Annotated in this window: 16 protein-coding genes and 1 riboswitch; of the genes, 11 read left to right on the top strand and 5 right to left on the bottom strand. The window is 55.0% G+C overall.

Annotation, left to right across the window (positions count from 1 at the left end):
* Positions 1-84: 84 nt before the first annotated feature.
* Both KVT34_RS25430 and KVT34_RS25425 read right to left on the bottom strand, forming a co-directional pair.
* Positions 85-1866: a B12-binding domain-containing radical SAM protein gene (locus tag KVT34_RS25430; protein WP_217562346.1), complete on the bottom strand. Its 1782-nt coding sequence runs from the start codon at positions 1864-1866 to the stop codon at positions 85-87.
* A gap of 103 nt (positions 1867-1969) precedes the next feature.
* Positions 1970-2230: a hypothetical protein gene (locus tag KVT34_RS25425; RefSeq protein ID WP_217562344.1), complete on the bottom strand. Its 261-nt coding sequence runs from the start codon at positions 2228-2230 to the stop codon at positions 1970-1972.
* A 216-nt stretch (positions 2231-2446) separates the two neighbouring features.
* On the opposite strand from KVT34_RS25425, the gene KVT34_RS25420 reads away from it, so the two are divergent.
* Positions 2447-3160, top strand: coding sequence for a stalk domain-containing protein (locus tag KVT34_RS25420; protein ID WP_217562342.1), 714 nt, complete (start codon positions 2447-2449; stop codon positions 3158-3160).
* Between the two features lie 90 nt (positions 3161-3250).
* On the opposite strand, the gene KVT34_RS25415 is transcribed toward KVT34_RS25420, so the two are convergent.
* Both KVT34_RS25415 and KVT34_RS25410 read right to left on the bottom strand, forming a co-directional pair.
* Positions 3251-4351 (bottom strand): ABC transporter permease, encoded by a 1101-nt coding sequence (locus tag KVT34_RS25415; protein ID WP_217562340.1) that lies wholly within the window; start codon positions 4349-4351, stop codon positions 3251-3253.
* Positions 4348-5319, bottom strand: coding sequence for an ABC transporter ATP-binding protein (locus KVT34_RS25410; RefSeq protein ID WP_217562338.1), 972 nt, complete (start codon positions 5317-5319; stop codon positions 4348-4350). Before KVT34_RS25410 ends, KVT34_RS25415 begins: the two co-directional genes overlap by 4 nt.
* Before the next feature lie 206 nt (positions 5320-5525).
* Between KVT34_RS25410 and KVT34_RS25405 the strand changes: the two genes are divergently transcribed.
* The 5 genes from KVT34_RS25405 (at position 5526) to KVT34_RS25385 (ending at position 7855) form a co-directional block, all read left to right on the top strand.
* A complete protein-coding gene (locus KVT34_RS25405) occupies positions 5526-6479 on the top strand; it encodes an RluA family pseudouridine synthase (RefSeq protein ID WP_217562336.1) in 954 nt (317 codons plus the stop codon).
* A 12-nt stretch (positions 6480-6491) separates the two neighbouring features.
* Positions 6492-6692 (top strand): YwbE family protein, encoded by a 201-nt coding sequence (locus KVT34_RS25400; protein ID WP_009672054.1) that lies wholly within the window; start codon positions 6492-6494, stop codon positions 6690-6692.
* A gap of 67 nt (positions 6693-6759) precedes the next feature.
* On the top strand, positions 6760-6987 hold the full coding sequence (locus tag KVT34_RS25395) for a hypothetical protein (RefSeq protein ID WP_217562334.1): 228 nt from the start codon (positions 6760-6762) through the stop codon (positions 6985-6987).
* A 125-nt stretch (positions 6988-7112) separates the two neighbouring features.
* A complete protein-coding gene (locus KVT34_RS25390) occupies positions 7113-7505 on the top strand; it encodes a DnaJ family domain-containing protein (protein WP_217562332.1) in 393 nt (130 codons plus the stop codon).
* Positions 7506-7507: 2 nt separating this feature from the next.
* Positions 7508-7855 (top strand): cupin domain-containing protein, encoded by a 348-nt coding sequence (locus KVT34_RS25385; RefSeq protein ID WP_217562504.1) that lies wholly within the window; start codon positions 7508-7510, stop codon positions 7853-7855.
* Positions 7856-8011: 156 nt separating this feature from the next.
* Here KVT34_RS25385 and KVT34_RS25380 read toward each other — a convergent pair whose 3' ends face one another.
* Positions 8012-8833 (bottom strand): SDR family oxidoreductase, encoded by an 822-nt coding sequence (locus KVT34_RS25380; protein ID WP_254635138.1) that lies wholly within the window; start codon positions 8831-8833, stop codon positions 8012-8014.
* Between the two features lie 244 nt (positions 8834-9077).
* A riboswitch (PreQ1 riboswitch) is annotated at positions 9078-9121 on the top strand.
* A 195-nt stretch (positions 9122-9316) separates the two neighbouring features.
* On the opposite strand from KVT34_RS25380, the gene queC reads away from it, so the two are divergent.
* The 5 genes from queC (at position 9317) to KVT34_RS25355 (ending at position 13596) form a co-directional block, all read left to right on the top strand.
* Entirely contained in the window at positions 9317-9982 is a 666-nt protein-coding gene (gene queC, locus KVT34_RS25375) for a 7-cyano-7-deazaguanine synthase QueC (protein WP_217562330.1), read from the top strand.
* The gene (gene queD, locus KVT34_RS25370; RefSeq protein ID WP_217562328.1) at positions 9979-10467 is read left to right on the top strand and encodes a 6-carboxytetrahydropterin synthase QueD; all 489 of its coding nucleotides are present in this window, start codon (positions 9979-9981) and stop codon (positions 10465-10467) included. Before queC ends, queD begins: the two co-directional genes overlap by 4 nt.
* Positions 10464-11291 (top strand): 7-carboxy-7-deazaguanine synthase QueE, encoded by an 828-nt coding sequence (queE, locus tag KVT34_RS25365; RefSeq protein WP_254635137.1) that lies wholly within the window; start codon positions 10464-10466, stop codon positions 11289-11291. Before queD ends, queE begins: the two co-directional genes overlap by 4 nt.
* A 67-nt stretch (positions 11292-11358) precedes the next feature.
* Positions 11359-11853, top strand: a complete 495-nt coding sequence (queF, locus tag KVT34_RS25360; RefSeq protein ID WP_217562326.1) for a preQ(1) synthase — start codon at positions 11359-11361, stop codon at positions 11851-11853.
* Positions 11854-12072: 219 nt separating this feature from the next.
* On the top strand, positions 12073-13596 hold the full coding sequence (locus KVT34_RS25355) for an ATP-binding protein (protein WP_217562324.1): 1524 nt from the start codon (positions 12073-12075) through the stop codon (positions 13594-13596).
* Positions 13597-13778 lie beyond the last annotated feature (182 nt).

Raw genomic sequence — 13778 nt, 5'->3', positions numbered from 1 at the left:
TCGTCACGACGAAGCACGAGCACGAACAAAAAAGGCTCCCGCCCCCTGTAACGAGGGGCGGGAGCCTTTCTGCCGTGCGCCTGCTCAGTTCCCGGCAGGCACGGATGCCGCCGATGCGCGGCCCAGCGGCATCGAATACACGGTCGGACGACCGCCCGCTTCCGGCCGGTAGACGGCCAGCAGCAGCGATTCCGCCGAAGTGTCGAGCGAGCCGTCCTGCAGGTAGCGCTGCAAGTCGAACGGGACCACTTCGATGACGGCGTGCTTGTGCAGGTCCTTTTCGCTCATGCGCAGCTCGCTGAAATCGCCGGATACCTCGTCCGGACGATCCGCGGCTCTTTTTAGATAATCGCTTTGTCCGGCTTTGTCCAGCTTGAAATCCCACCAGATTTTACGCGGCTTGTATTTGTGATTCAGGAAATAATCGAGCTTCATCAGCCCTTCGATGACGCCCATTCCCTTCGTGCCTCGCCAGGTCAGGAAAGCATGCAGCCGGGTGAATAAATCCTCCAGCTGGTGGCCGATTTTCTGCCAGCCTCTTTCCTCCCAGTAATCACCGAACTCCTGGAAGAAATCGAAAGCCGATGGAAATTCCGAGGCAATCAGGTAGTTCACGGTATGATCGGTACGGTGGGCGTTCCAGTATTTCTCCAGCACGTCTTCCACCCGCTTGATCCGGATCAGATCGGTAAAAGGCAGAATATCATTGCCCAGAATCTCATACGGCGCCTGATCCATGAAAATATAGCCGTACTTGGCCGCATCAATGCGCAGACCGGTTCCCCGGAGCATTTTCAGGAACCCGAGCTGAAGTTCCTCAGGGCCCAGCGCGAAGACGTCGTTGAACGTTTTGCGGAAAGAGTCGTAGTTCTCTTCGGGAAGGCCGGCAATCAGATCCAGATGCTGGTCGATTTTGCCGCTCTCCTTCACCTTCGTCACCGTGCGGGTAAGCTTGGCGAAATTTTGGCGGCGCTTCACCAGATTGTTCGTCTCATCGTTCGTGGACTGGACGCCGATCTCGAAGCGGAAAATTCCCGGAGGCGCGTTCTCCGCGAGGAAATCCAGCACTTCGGGCCGCATAATATCGGCCGTGATCTCGAACTGGAACACGCAGCCCTGATGATTGTCAATCAGGAACTGGAAAATTTCCAGGGCGTAATCCCGCTTAATGTTAAACGTCCGGTCGACAAACTTGATAAGTTTGGCTCCGTTCGCAATGAGGTACAGGATCTCGGACTTCGTCCGCTCCATATCAAAATAGCGCACCCCCACTTCGATGGAGGACAGGCAGAACTGGCATGAAAACGGGCAGCCCCGGCTCGTTTCGAAGTAAACGACCCGGTTCCCGAGGTCTTTAAGATCTTCCTCGAACCGGTGTGGGGAAGGAATCGCATTCAGGTCCAGTTTCGGACGGCCGGGGGTTAAAATAATTTCTTCCCCTTTGCGGTACGCGATCCCGTACACGAAATGAAACTTCCGCGTGGTTGAAAGCTCTTGGAGGAAATGCTTGAACGTCTCCTCTCCCTCGCCCATCACGATGAAGTCCACCTCCGGTACCGTGCGCATCCATTCCTCCGTATCGTAGGAGACCTCCGGTCCGCCGAGTACGATGGTCAAATCGGGACGGATTTTTTTGATCATGCGGATGACGCGGAGTGTTTCTTCAATGTTCCAGATGTAGCACGAAAAACCGAGCACGTCGGGATTTTTGCCGTATAAGTCCGAAACGATGTTCATCGCCGGATCTTTGATCGTGTACTCCACGATATCAATCGGAAATTCGGGCTCGCTGAATGCCTTCAGGTACCGCAGAGCCAGCGAAGTATGAATGTATTTGGCGTTCAATGTGGCAAGAACGATATTCATGGTCGTTTACAACCTCTTTTATCAATAAAATCAAGGATCGTTCTTATTCTACACGAACCCCGCCGAGTTGACAAAGCGGGCGGACAAGGGCGCATGAGCCCCGTCAGCGCGGCGTGTCGAATTCCGGCTCCCCGTCCTCCCACCCGGCGCCCGGCTCGGAAGACCAGGAAGGAAACTGATCGGCGGCAGGCAGGGCAGGCACATCGGCGTACACGTTCCTCCACCGCTCCGCCTGTTCCATCAGCTGCCGCTCCACCTGTTCTTTGCGCTGCATGAGTTCGCCGGGGTCCCCCGCCTCCTGCCGAATCGCCTTGCGGATGCTGGTATGCTCCTGAAGCCACTGGGTAAGCTGGTACAAAATCATAGGTGTTTCCTCCTTTTAAAGCGCTGTCATTTAAGTATCAGGTTGCCCTTTTAGCCGCCGGGTCATACCGTTTGGAGGAAAACGTAAATCGCCATACTTACATTTTTTTCTTTTAATGAAACTTTTCTCCTGTTCCTGCAGTCTAGAATTTCAAAGCGGCCGGACCTAGTTCACGGAGAAACCGGACGGACCGAACATTCAGGAGGGATTCATTATATGAAAAGCAAAAAGCCGGCTCTTTATTTAACGGGAGGCATTCTGATCGGAACGCTCTTCTCCCAGACAGATGTGTGGGCCAAGCCTGCGATCGACTACCTTCTTCAAGCGGCGACCTATCCGGTAACCGTTGACGGGCAGACGTACAGCTCTCCCGATCTTCCCCTGCTAAATTACAAGGGCAGCACATATGTCCCCCTGAAATCTCTAGGTGATTTGCTCGGAGCTTCCGTGACCTGGAACGATTCGCTCCAACAAGCGGAAATTCTCAAGACCAAGTCATCGGCCGCAAAAGCAGATCTCTCCGTCGCAACCAAAGATTATTACGGCGCCGTGGAGCAATGGACGTTCGACACCCTTTATCAGCCGGGTAAAGAAACCTTGGATGAGAAGGGCCGCGGAGAACTGTTGAAACAGCTCGAAACCGTCTACGGACCGAATCTGGCCGCCCGCTTTTTCGACTACGGCTATATGAAAGAAAGCGACGGCAGCTATCTCTCGCGTCCGGGAGACCATATCCCCCTGCGGAAGCTGGACCGTAACATCGTTGCAACTCATGAAATCGCAGGCGGTAAAACCATCGTTACCATCAAGGGAGAAATCGAACATAACCTGGACGGAAAAACATTCACCGACCGGTACAAACAGCAGTATACAATCGATCCTCTTACGTTAAAGATTATCGATATTGCTTATCTGGCTCTTCCGATTTGAATGTTAGGAGGCCTTTATCCAAACAATAAAAAGAACCGCTTCCTATCATGGAAACGGTTCTTTGCTCTATGTTCAGACGTCTACTCTACCTTACTCCCATTTGAAGGTAAAGCTCGCGATCGCGAAAGCCACCACCATCCAGCCGCCGAGGATAAGGGCCTGCGGCCACAGCACGGTTAAATCCGCCCCCACGTTCATGACCTGCCGCATAGCCGTTGACAGATGCGTGATCGGGATCAGGTTCACGACCGGCTGGAGGAAGGACGGGATGTTGTCCGCCGAGAAGAAGACTCCTCCCAGAAAGAGCATCGGGAACGAGATAAATCCCGCGATCGGTCCGGCGCTTTCCGGTGTTTTCGCCAGCGATGCGACGATAAAGCCGATCGACATAAACGCCAGCGTACCGAGAATAACGAAAAGCAGAAGCAGCCCCCACGAACCGTTCACCTTCGTTCCGAAGATGACGGACGCGATGAGCAGAACGATCACCGCTTGCAGTCCGTTCAGCAAGAGCCTCGCCGTAATTTGCGAGGCGATGAACGTGGACGACTTGAGCGTGGTGCTCTGCATCCGGCGAAGAATGCCTCTCTCCCTCCAGGAGGCGATCTGTCCCGCCACACCGTTGAGATTATTGGACATGATCATCATGGACACGATGCCGGGAACGAGGAAGTCGATATAAGACAGCTTCAGCGCCTGAACGCCTTCCGCTTTGACCGTTATCGCCGGCTTGTAGGCCGTTTTCTCTTTGGAGATGCCGTCCGCCACCTGGGCCACGACGGTTTTGCCGAGCTCGGCGGTCATCATGTTCGTCTGGTCATAGTAAACGTTGACGGAGGAGGCTTCTCCCCCCTTGACGGCGGCATCGAGTTTGTTCCCGTATCCGGCGGGGATGATGACCACCATCTGAAGACCGCCGTCTTTGAGTTTTTGGAGTCCCGGAGCCGTATGCTCCTCCTGTTTGAGCTTCATGGCAGGCGTCTTCATCAGAGCGCCGACCAATTGAGCCGACTGGGCCGACCGGTCCTGGTCGATGACGACTCCGTTGATGGACATGCTGCTGCCCCCTCCGAAGAACGTGCCGAACATGACCATGAAGAAGACAGGGAACAGAAATGACCAGAGAAGCACCTGTTTGTTCCGGATAAAAATCCGGAGCTGTGCGAGCGTCAATTGAATGTACGCTTTCATTCTTCCCTCAGGCTCCTTCCCGTCATGTGAATGAACACGTCTTCCAGCGTGGCTGTCCGTGTCAGCAGATCCGTCAGCTTCCAGCCCCGCAGCTCCGCCTCCCGGATCAGACCCGTAAGCGACTGCTGGAGGTGGTCGGTGTACAGCACGAGCGTATCGCGGGCAAGCTCCACCTGCTTCACGCCCTGGACCTTGCGCAGCGTGTCCGTCAGCTCCGTCCGCTCCCGCGGGGAAGCCGAATCCGCCTGGGGCAGCCGGAATTCAATCGCGTTCTCCGATTGAAGGCTGCGCACCAGGTTCGCCGGCGTATCCAGCGCGACGACCTGCCCCTTGTCGATCAGGCAGATCCGGTCGCACAGCACATGCGCCTCGTCCATGTAATGCGTGGACAGGACGATGGTCTTGCCCTTCTCCTTCAGGCGCAGGATAATGTCCCAAAGCGTGCGCCGCGCCTGCGGGTCGAGACCCGTGGTCGGCTCGTCCAGGAACAGCACCTGCGGATCGTTGACCAGCGCGATCGCGATGGCAAGCCGCTGCTTCTGTCCGCCGGACAGGTGCTTCACGCGGTCACCCGCTTTCTCTTCCAGCGTCATATCCGCGAGCAGCGGGCCGACAGGCACCGATTTCGGATAGAAGCTGGCGTACATCTCCACGATCTCGCGCACCTTCAGCAGATCGAACAGGGAGGTCGATTGCAGCTGAACGCCGATCACTTCCTTGACCTTGCGGAGATCCCGGATGGTGTCGTAACCCGCAATACTCGCCGTTCCCCCGTCGGGCTTGCGCAGCCCTTCCATCATTTCGATGGTCGTGGTCTTGCCCGCACCGTTAGGACCGAGCAGTCCGAACACCTCTCCCTTGCGCACTTGGAAGCGCACGCCGTTTACGGCCGTGAAGCTTCCGTATGTTTTGACCAGCCCGTCCACATCAATGAGAATTTCGTCAGATAATCCGTCCGTCTGCGGCATTCCCAGCCTCCTTTTTTCCATTTTTATGTACGTTTTGTTCCAGCGGATACCGAACCCGGTACGAGTTTCTCGTTCATTTTCCCAAAAGGAATTCCAGCTTTTCCATTATATCACTCGATCAGGCACTTATCACAAGCCCGGGCGGGATGAAATTAAATCCCCAATGCGCTATAGTAAATGGATAGAAGATCCGAAGGAGCCAACCTATGCGAAAACAGCGTCCCCCTTATAATCCCAAAACGAAAACGGCCAGGCCGGCCACTCCCAAAACGGATAAAGAACCCGCTCAATTCGAAATCGGGCAGCCGGCCGAGCTGATGAAATTTTTGCTTGAAAAGCTTGCAAGTAAAGGAAGAAACACCGTTAAGGGCATTCTATCCAGAGGCCAAGTGTCGGTGAACGGCAAAAAAACGACCCGCCACGACCATCCTCTGCAGCCCGGCGACCGCGTTACGGTTCAGTGGAGTGTCATTACCGAAGAGGAGAAACCGATCGGACTGCACATCCTGCATGAAGACGAGGATCTTCTGGTTATCAATAAAGAAACGGGCCTGCTTTCGATTTCCGGCGGAGACGAGAAAGAATTGACCGCTTATTGGCAGCTCACTGAGCATGTCCGCCGAAAAGACCCGAAGGGCCGTATTTTCGTCGTTCACCGTCTGGACCGGGATACATCGGGCGTCATGCTGTTCGCCAAGAACGAGAAAACCCAGCAGGCGCTTCAAAACGCCTGGCAGGAAGCCGTGCAGGAGCGTTCCTATGTGGCGCTCGTCGAAAGAAAGGTCAAGAAGCCCGAAGACACGATCGTGTCGTGGCTGAAAGAAAGCAAAACGCTGCTGATGTATTCCAGCCCGGTTGACAACGGCGGTCAGAAGGCAGTCACGCATTATAAAGTGCTGCAGGCTTCCTCCGATTACTCCCTGCTTGAAGTTCAGCTCGAAACGGGCCGTAAAAACCAGATCCGCGTCCACATGCAGGACATCGGCCATCCGGTTGTCGGCGACAAGAAGTACGGCTCCGTGAAAAATACGATCGGCCGGCTCGGTTTACACGCCCGGGTCATCGCGTTCGAACATCCCTCCACGGGAAAACCGATGAGGTTCGAGACCCAAATTCCGGGCAAGTTTTTGCGGGTTTTCGCCGGCAAGCCCACATCATAAAAGGAGAATCCCATGAACGGACAATCGAGAAAAAATATCCATGCCGGGCTGACCGTCGACATTGTGCTTAAGCAGGATCAGCGTACGGGCAAGCGGACGCGCGGAGTCGTGAAAGATATTTTGACCAATTCGCCGAATCACCCCCACGGCATCAAAGTCAGGCTGACCGACGGCCAGGTCGGACGGGTGCAGGAAATTGTACAAGAGCCCTGAAACCCTATTGTAAAGCGGCCTGAAAACCAATAAACTAAAAGCAATGAAACGCAGTGAGGTGATACGAATGTCAGAGAATCAACAGACACCGCAATCCGCAGAAACTCAACCGGCCGAAGGGGCCGAACCGCGCAAAATTTCGCTCGCGGAAGCCATGAAACAGAAAATGGCCCAGAAGAAAGCGGCGCAAGCCCAGGCCAACTCCCAGCAGAAGCACCAGGTATCCGGCAATCAGATGATGAAAAGCCAGCAGACCAAGAAACAAAACAATCAAAGAAGACGTATGGGTGTCTAACCTTTGAACGTCATAAGCAGTAGGCAAAGACATGAGGGTTCCGCTTCATGTCTTTATTTTTGCAGGAACCGGCAGTAAATCCGTCTAAACTCCCGCTTCAACATACTTGAAGGAGGCGTTTACCTATGAGTTTTCTCGACAGTCTGGTAGAGCAGCGTATCCAGGAAGCGATTCGCAACGGCGATTTCGACAATCTGCCCGGCAAAGGCAAACCGCTCGTTCTCGAAGATTGGTCCGCTGTTCCGGAAGAGCTTCGTTTGTCCTATAAAATCATGAAAAATTCAGGATTCCTTCCCGAAGAAATGCAGCTCCGCAAAGACATGATCACACTGGAGGAACTCCTTGCATGCTGTCATGACGAGGAGGAACGAGGCACGCTGAAGAAAACGCTCAACGCCAAGAAGCTCCGCTTCAATATGTTAATGGAAGAGCGGAGTATGAACCTCTCGCCCGCGCTTGCCCGGTACCGGGACCGGATCGAAACGAAGTTGTCCGAAGAACAGGAGAAACCGAGATGAACCTGACTACTCAAAATTTGCTTGAACTTACCCGGGACATCCAAGAGCGGCACGTCAATTTTGTCGTAGCGGACGTAAACTCGCATGTGCTCCGCATCGCGGTCATGACCGGCAATTACCGCTGGCATTATCATCCCGATTCGGATGAACTGTTTATGGTGCTAGAAGGAGAACTCTTCATAGACTTCGAGGACGGAACGACTGCCTCGCTGAAAGCGAACGACACGCTTACGATTCCGGCGGGCACGGTCCACCGGACGAGGGCGGACGTGCGCACCGTCAATCTCTGCTTCGAAGGCAAAGATGCGGAAACGGTTTTCGTGGACGAACCTGCGGGGCAGGCAAAATAAAACGAGCTCTGCAGAGTAGTCTGCAGAGCTCGTTTTTATTTCTTCATCCAATTTGGCCTTGGGCGAATCGGATGTTGCCCCGTTCAAATGGGCCCAGTAAAGGAGCACGGGTCATCCAAAGGGAATGTTACACGCCTGTAAAAACAGAGAGAACGTTTAGCTCAGCCGGAATCCGCCCTCCGAATGGAGGATCTGGCCCGTAATCCACTCCGCTTCTTCGCCCGCGAGAAACGAGATAAGCCGTGCGGCGTCTTCGGGCCTGCCGGTCCGGCCAAACGGGGACTGATCTGCGAGCACGTTCCGGAGTTCTTCCGTCATCCAGCCGGTGTCGGTCGGACCGGGATTGACCGCGTTGACGGTAATCCCTTTCGGAGCCAGCTCGGCAGCCAATGTGACGGTCATCGCTTCGACAGCGGCCTTTGTAGCCGCATAAGCGATCTCTCCTCGCATCGGACCCAAAGACTGACCGGATGTCAGGTTAATAATCCGGCCGCCGGAGCCCCGGTTAAAGCGGCGGCCGAATTCCACGCTCAGCAGGGCGGTGCCCCTCATGTTCACGGCGTAATGGGCATCCAGAGTCGCCGCATCAAGCTTCTCGTACCCGTCATTCACCGAGTAGGCCGCATTATTGACGAGGACTGACGGAAATCCGAGCCGTTTCTCCGTTTCATCCACAATTCGCTTCGCCGCTTCCGGATCGGACTGGTCGATCTCCAGTCTTTCGCAGCGTGCTCCCGATTCGGCCAGCTCCCGCAGAATCGCGTCGGGCCCTTCTTCATCCGCTCCCCACGGCATTCCCTTATCGAATGCGGTCCAGGATGTGAACATCACATCCATTCCTTTGGCCGCCAGCGCCCGGCATATCGCGGCGCCGATCCCGATCCGGCGGGAAACTCCCGTAACGATGGCAACGGGAGTACGGCCTTCCTCGCCGCGTTCAGCAGCCTTATTTACCGAATCCGGCCTATTTTCGTGCATGAGTACCTCCATCCGCCTCCTGCTAACGTTGGTTAGGGAGGGCTTTTTTTTACTTTCAGTATAGAACGGCACCACAATTTCCTGCACAGATTGTTCGATTATAAAGGAAATTTCCACCGCTCTCTTACACGAGCGTGGCAAATGCGTTATAATGAGACGGTTCCGATGCGCGGCACGGCTTGGAACGTAACGATGAAGGTGCCGGATTCATAACCCAATAAGAAAATCCATATGCCCCGCGCATATGGGAGAGGTTCGCGAACTCCCTCTATAAAAAACTAAGGAAAAACAATATCCCTGGATATTCGGGCACAGCTGCTTACAAAGCGGGCGTTAGATGTGCGTTTTTTTGACGTTCACTTCCGGTTCGCTTTTTGATTGCGCTGTGTCCTTCCTTGAGGCATTGTTTTTGTTTTGTTTAAAATGACGGATCAAGAACTCTCTCCATCACCTATTTTTTTATTAAAAGGAGACGGAAGAGCGATGAAACAAGAAAAAGCGGTTGTCGTATTCAGCGGCGGACAAGACAGCACAACGTGCCTGTTCTGGGCCCTGAAGCATTTTGGCGAGGTCGAGACACTCACGTTCGATTACGGACAGCGCCATAAACTCGAAATCGAGTGCGCGGCGCGGATTGCGCGCGAGCTCGGCGTAAAGAACACCGTACTGGATATGAGCCTGTTGAACCAGCTCGCACCCAATGCGCTGACTCGCGGCGATATCGAGATTGAAGAAAAAGAAGGCGAGCTTCCTTCCACGTTCGTAGAGGGACGCAACCTGCTGTTTCTTTCTTTTGCAGGCGTATACGCCAAAGTGGCCGGGTCCAGACACCTCGTTACCGGCGTGTGCGAGACGGATTTCAGCGGCTACCCGGACTGCCGGGACGCTTTCGTAAAGTCCCTTAACGTGACCCTGAACTTATCCATGGATTATCCATTCGTTATCCATACGCCGCTGATGTGGCTGAATAAAGCGGAAACGTGGAAGCTTTCCGACGAGCTGGGAGCTTTCGATTTTGTGCGCACCAAGACGCTTACATGCTATAACGGCATCGTCGGGGACGGCTGCGGCGAGTGCCCGGCATGCAAGCTCCGTTCGGCCGGTCTGCAGAACTATCTTCTGGAGCGCGAAGGAGCGGATGCCCGATGAAGACGCCAGGCGAATTCCGCATCGTAGAGAACCTTCAGCAGTACGGGCAGGACATCCGGCACGAACAGCTCCGTTACCATACCAAACGCGTCCTCGTATCCAAAGAATTCACGTTCGATGCGGCGCATCATCTTCACGCTTACGAAGGCAAGTGCAAAAACCTTCACGGCCATACGTACAAAGCCGTTTACGGAATCAGCGGCTATGTCAACGAGATCGGCCTCACGCTTGATTTCGGAGAGATCAAAGACATCTGGAAAGCCCGGATCGAGCCTTATCTCGATCACCGGTATCTGAACGAAACGCTCCCGCCCATGAACACCACCGCCGAGAATATGGTCGTCTGGCTGTACGAGCAGATGGAGACGGCTTTGCAGTCGGATGAAATGCAGGCGAAATCCCGGGGCGGACGGGTCGAATTCGTTCGTCTGTACGAAACGCCGACGAGTTACGCCGAAGCAAGACGGGAGTGGATGTCCGAATGAGCGCAAACCAAACAAATGCTGCGGTCCCGTCCCCTCCGCGGACTATGCCTGCAGCGGGCAAAACGGCAGTGTCTGCCGTGACCCCTTCGGGCACAGCGGCTGCGGGTGAAGCAACCATCCCCGTGCTCGAAATCTTCGGCCCGACAGTCCAGGGCGAGGGCATGGTCATCGGGCGCAAGACAATGTTCGTGCGCACCGCCGGCTGCGATTACCGCTGCTCCTGGTGCGATTCCGCGTTTACATGGGACGGATCGGGCGCAGCCGATATCCGTCCGCTCACCGCGGAAGCGGTCTGGGAGGAGCTCGTCCGCACCGGCGGCTCCCGCTTCTCCCACGTGACCTTGTCGGGCGGCAATCCCGCCCTTCTGCGCAGCCTGGGCCCGCTCGTGAAGCTGCTGCGGGCCCAAGGCATCCGCACCGCCGTCGAGACGCAGGGCTCCCGCTGGCAGGACTGGCTGACCGAGATCGACGAGGTCACGCTCTCTCCCAAGCCGCCAAGCTCCGGCATGGAGACGGACTTCGCCAAGCTGGACGATATCGTCCGGCGGCTAAACCCGGACGGCGTCAGCCTCAAGGTGGTCGTGTTCGACGAACGCGATTTCGCGTTCGCCCGGGAAGTCCACCGCCGCTACCCTGCCGTCCCGTTCTACCTGCAGGCGGGCAATGAGGACGTCCGTCTTGCGGACGACGACCTGCTTCGCGGGCAGCTGCTGCGCAAATACGAGTGGCTCGTCGACCTGACGATGGCATCCGAGGATTTGAACGACGTGCGTGTGCTGCCTCAGCTTCACGCCCTGTTGTGGGGCAACAAGCGGGGCGTCTGATCCCCGCGGACGGCAGCGGACCGTAGCGGACCGCAACTTTTACAACTTTATAACCGGAGGTGCCTTTATGGCCGGAAGAAACCAGGAAGATCTTGATCTCACCCTGCTGGGCAACCAGCAGACACAATATCCGTTTAATTATGCGCCACAGGTACTTGAATCGTTTGATAATAAACACCCTTACCGCGATTATTTCGTCAAATTCAACTGCCCCGAGTTTACGAGCCTGTGCCCGATCACGGGACAGCCCGATTTTGCCACCATTTATATCAGCTATATGCCGGACGCCAAAATGGTTGAAAGCAAATCGCTCAAACTGTACCTGTTCAGCTTCCGCAATCACGGCGATTTCCATGAGGACTGCATGAACATCATTATGAACGATCTGATCAAGCTCATGGACCCGAAATACATCGAGGTCTGGGGCAAATTCACCCCGCGGGGCGGGATCTCCATCGATCCTTACTGCAACTACGGCCGTCCCGGAACCAAGTACGAACAGATGGCGGAGTACCGCCTGATGAACCACGACCTTTATCCCGAAAAAGTCGATAACCGCTAAGCCGCCGACTCCATTTAACCGGCTATAAACAGCTTAGCCCCTATCCGCACCTGACCGAAAATGAGTTCCGTTATGTTCAATATATCGCCCGGTGATATGCCTAAAGACCCCTTAAGGGTCTTTTTTTCTGCCGATGGAATGCCGATAACTTTGGTATACTAGGAAAGAACATCTAATTGGAGCTGAGTGAAGGGCTTTCGAAATGGGAAAGGAAAAGAGATGGATCATTTAGGGGATTATTTCAAATCGTTTTTTGCCAATATAAGCACCTTGCTCACATTTACCTATTTAGGCAGTCTGGCTTATAAATATATTTTGTACCGGGTGCCCGTCAACCGGATGAAAGTGCTGTACATCCTGCTTTCGATAGCGGCCGGCTGGCTCTCCATGGCGTACGGGGCTCGGCTGACCCCGTCGGTCATCTTCGATTTAAGATTCGTTCCCATCCTCGCGGCTCCCTTGTTTCTGTCGCGTCCCTCCCACATTATGCTCATCGGACTCGGAATCGGACTGACGCGCTTATCGTTCGGCTTGGACCACGCCGCTTGGGCGGGCTTCGGCAATATGGTCATCCTCGGCGTCGTAACCGCGCTGGCCAGTGAACTGCTCAAACGCACGTCTCTGCGTCAGACCGTCCGGATTTTACTGCTGATTCTTATCGTAAATCTGTTCAACGTGGCGAATATCGCCATTCTAGGAGTATATCCGGCCGCTACATATCTGATCGAGCTTGCTCCGCTGTCCGGCACGGCGGGCCTGTTTTTCAGCTTTTTCTTTACGTTCATCCTGCATGATTTCAAAGCGGATTTTCTCCGGCGGGAAGCGCTGAACAAGTCCAATCGGGAATTGGCCGAACAGTTCCGGCTGGCCGAAGAAAGAACCGCGGAGCTTCAGCAAATTCACGACGAGCTGGAAGTGAAAAACGAAGAGCTGGTGGCCGCTTCCCGTTACAAATCCGAATTTCTGGCGAACATGTCTCACGAGCTCCGCACTCCGCTGAACAGCATGCTGATTCTGTCCCAGTTCCTGGCCGAAAATCAGAACGGGACGCTTTCGGAAGAAGAGATTGAATTTGCCGGGATTATTCACAGCTCCGGCCAGGATCTGCTTACGCTGATTAACGATATTCTGGATTTGTCCAAAATCGAAGCGGGTCATATGTCCATCACGCCGGGAGAAGTGAACGTCAGCGAAGTCGTCGAAGCGATGACCCGCACGTTCGAACCCGTTGCCGCCCAGAAGGGCCTGTACTTTCACATCCGTTCAACCGGCGTTCCCGACATCATTCATACAGACGAACAGCGGCTTCAGCAGATTTTGAAAAATCTGTTGTCCAACGCGTTCAAATTTACCCAGCGGGGCGGTATTACGCTTACCTTCTACATCGAATTGGACGCCAAAGGCATTCAGCATCCCGCCGCCGCCATCCGTGATACCGGCATCGGCATCCCGGCGGACAAGCGGGAGCAGATCTTCGAGGCCTTCTACCAGGCGGACGGCACGACCAGCCGCAAATTCGGCGGAACCGGACTCGGCCTCTCTATTTCACGTCAGTTTGCCCGGCTGCTGGGCGGAGAAATCCGGCTGACCAGCGAAGAAGGGACCGGGAGCACGTTTACCCTCCTCCTTCCTTCCAGCAGCTTGAGCGGTCAAGAGCGGGAGCTTCGGCAGCTCGTGGACGAGGCCAAGCTTCCCCGGCTTACGCCGCTTTCCTCTCCGCTTCCGGGGGAAAGCAACCGGTAATCGCGCTGACCGCCCGGGCCCTTCCCGGCGACACGGGAAGTCTGCATCGAAGGCGGCGCATCGAACTGCATCACGAAACCGGCCGGTACCATGGCGCTCATGATGCCGATGAAGCAGCAGAGCCTCTAGCTCGGCTAAGCTCAAAAAAAAGAGGCTGTCCCCCAAGTCACTTTCGTGACTTG

Origin of the sequence: Paenibacillus sp. GbtcB18 (assembly GCF_019091125.1) — a bacterium.
Classification (GTDB): Bacteria; Bacillota; Bacilli; order Paenibacillales; family NBRC-103111; genus Paenibacillus_F; species Paenibacillus_F chitinolyticus.
The sequence above is the reverse complement of the archived record's forward strand: the minus strand, read 5'-3'. Positions and strand labels throughout refer to the sequence as shown.

Bases quoted from the DNA above. Each gene is read 5' to 3' on its own strand.
- KVT34_RS25395 (WP_217562334.1), top strand. From the start codon at position 6,760: ATGTCAGAGAATCAACAGACACCGCAATCCGCAGAAACTCAACCGGCC.
- queF (WP_217562326.1), top strand. From the start codon at position 11,359: ATGGCCGGAAGAAACCAGGAAGATCTTGATCTCACCCTGCTGGGCAAC.
- KVT34_RS25400 (WP_009672054.1), top strand. From the start codon at position 6,492: ATGAACGGACAATCGAGAAAAAATATCCATGCCGGGCTGACCGTCGAC.
- KVT34_RS25405 (WP_217562336.1), top strand. From the start codon at position 5,526: ATGCGAAAACAGCGTCCCCCTTATAATCCCAAAACGAAAACGGCCAGG.
- KVT34_RS25415 (WP_217562340.1), bottom strand. From the start codon at position 4,351: ATGAAAGCGTACATTCAATTGACGCTCGCACAGCTCCGGATTTTTATC.
- queC (WP_217562330.1), top strand. From the start codon at position 9,317: ATGAAACAAGAAAAAGCGGTTGTCGTATTCAGCGGCGGACAAGACAGC.
- KVT34_RS25390 (WP_217562332.1), top strand. From the start codon at position 7,113: ATGAGTTTTCTCGACAGTCTGGTAGAGCAGCGTATCCAGGAAGCGATT.
- KVT34_RS25410 (WP_217562338.1), bottom strand. From the start codon at position 5,319: ATGCCGCAGACGGACGGATTATCTGACGAAATTCTCATTGATGTGGAC.
- KVT34_RS25420 (WP_217562342.1), top strand. From the start codon at position 2,447: ATGAAAAGCAAAAAGCCGGCTCTTTATTTAACGGGAGGCATTCTGATC.
- queE (WP_254635137.1), top strand. From the start codon at position 10,464: ATGAGCGCAAACCAAACAAATGCTGCGGTCCCGTCCCCTCCGCGGACT.
- KVT34_RS25380 (WP_254635138.1), bottom strand. From the start codon at position 8,833: ATGCACGAAAATAGGCCGGATTCGGTAAATAAGGCTGCTGAACGCGGC.
- KVT34_RS25425 (WP_217562344.1), bottom strand. From the start codon at position 2,230: ATGATTTTGTACCAGCTTACCCAGTGGCTTCAGGAGCATACCAGCATC.
- KVT34_RS25355 (WP_217562324.1), top strand. From the start codon at position 12,073: ATGGATCATTTAGGGGATTATTTCAAATCGTTTTTTGCCAATATAAGC.
- queD (WP_217562328.1), top strand. From the start codon at position 9,979: ATGAAGACGCCAGGCGAATTCCGCATCGTAGAGAACCTTCAGCAGTAC.
- KVT34_RS25430 (WP_217562346.1), bottom strand. From the start codon at position 1,866: ATGAATATCGTTCTTGCCACATTGAACGCCAAATACATTCATACTTCG.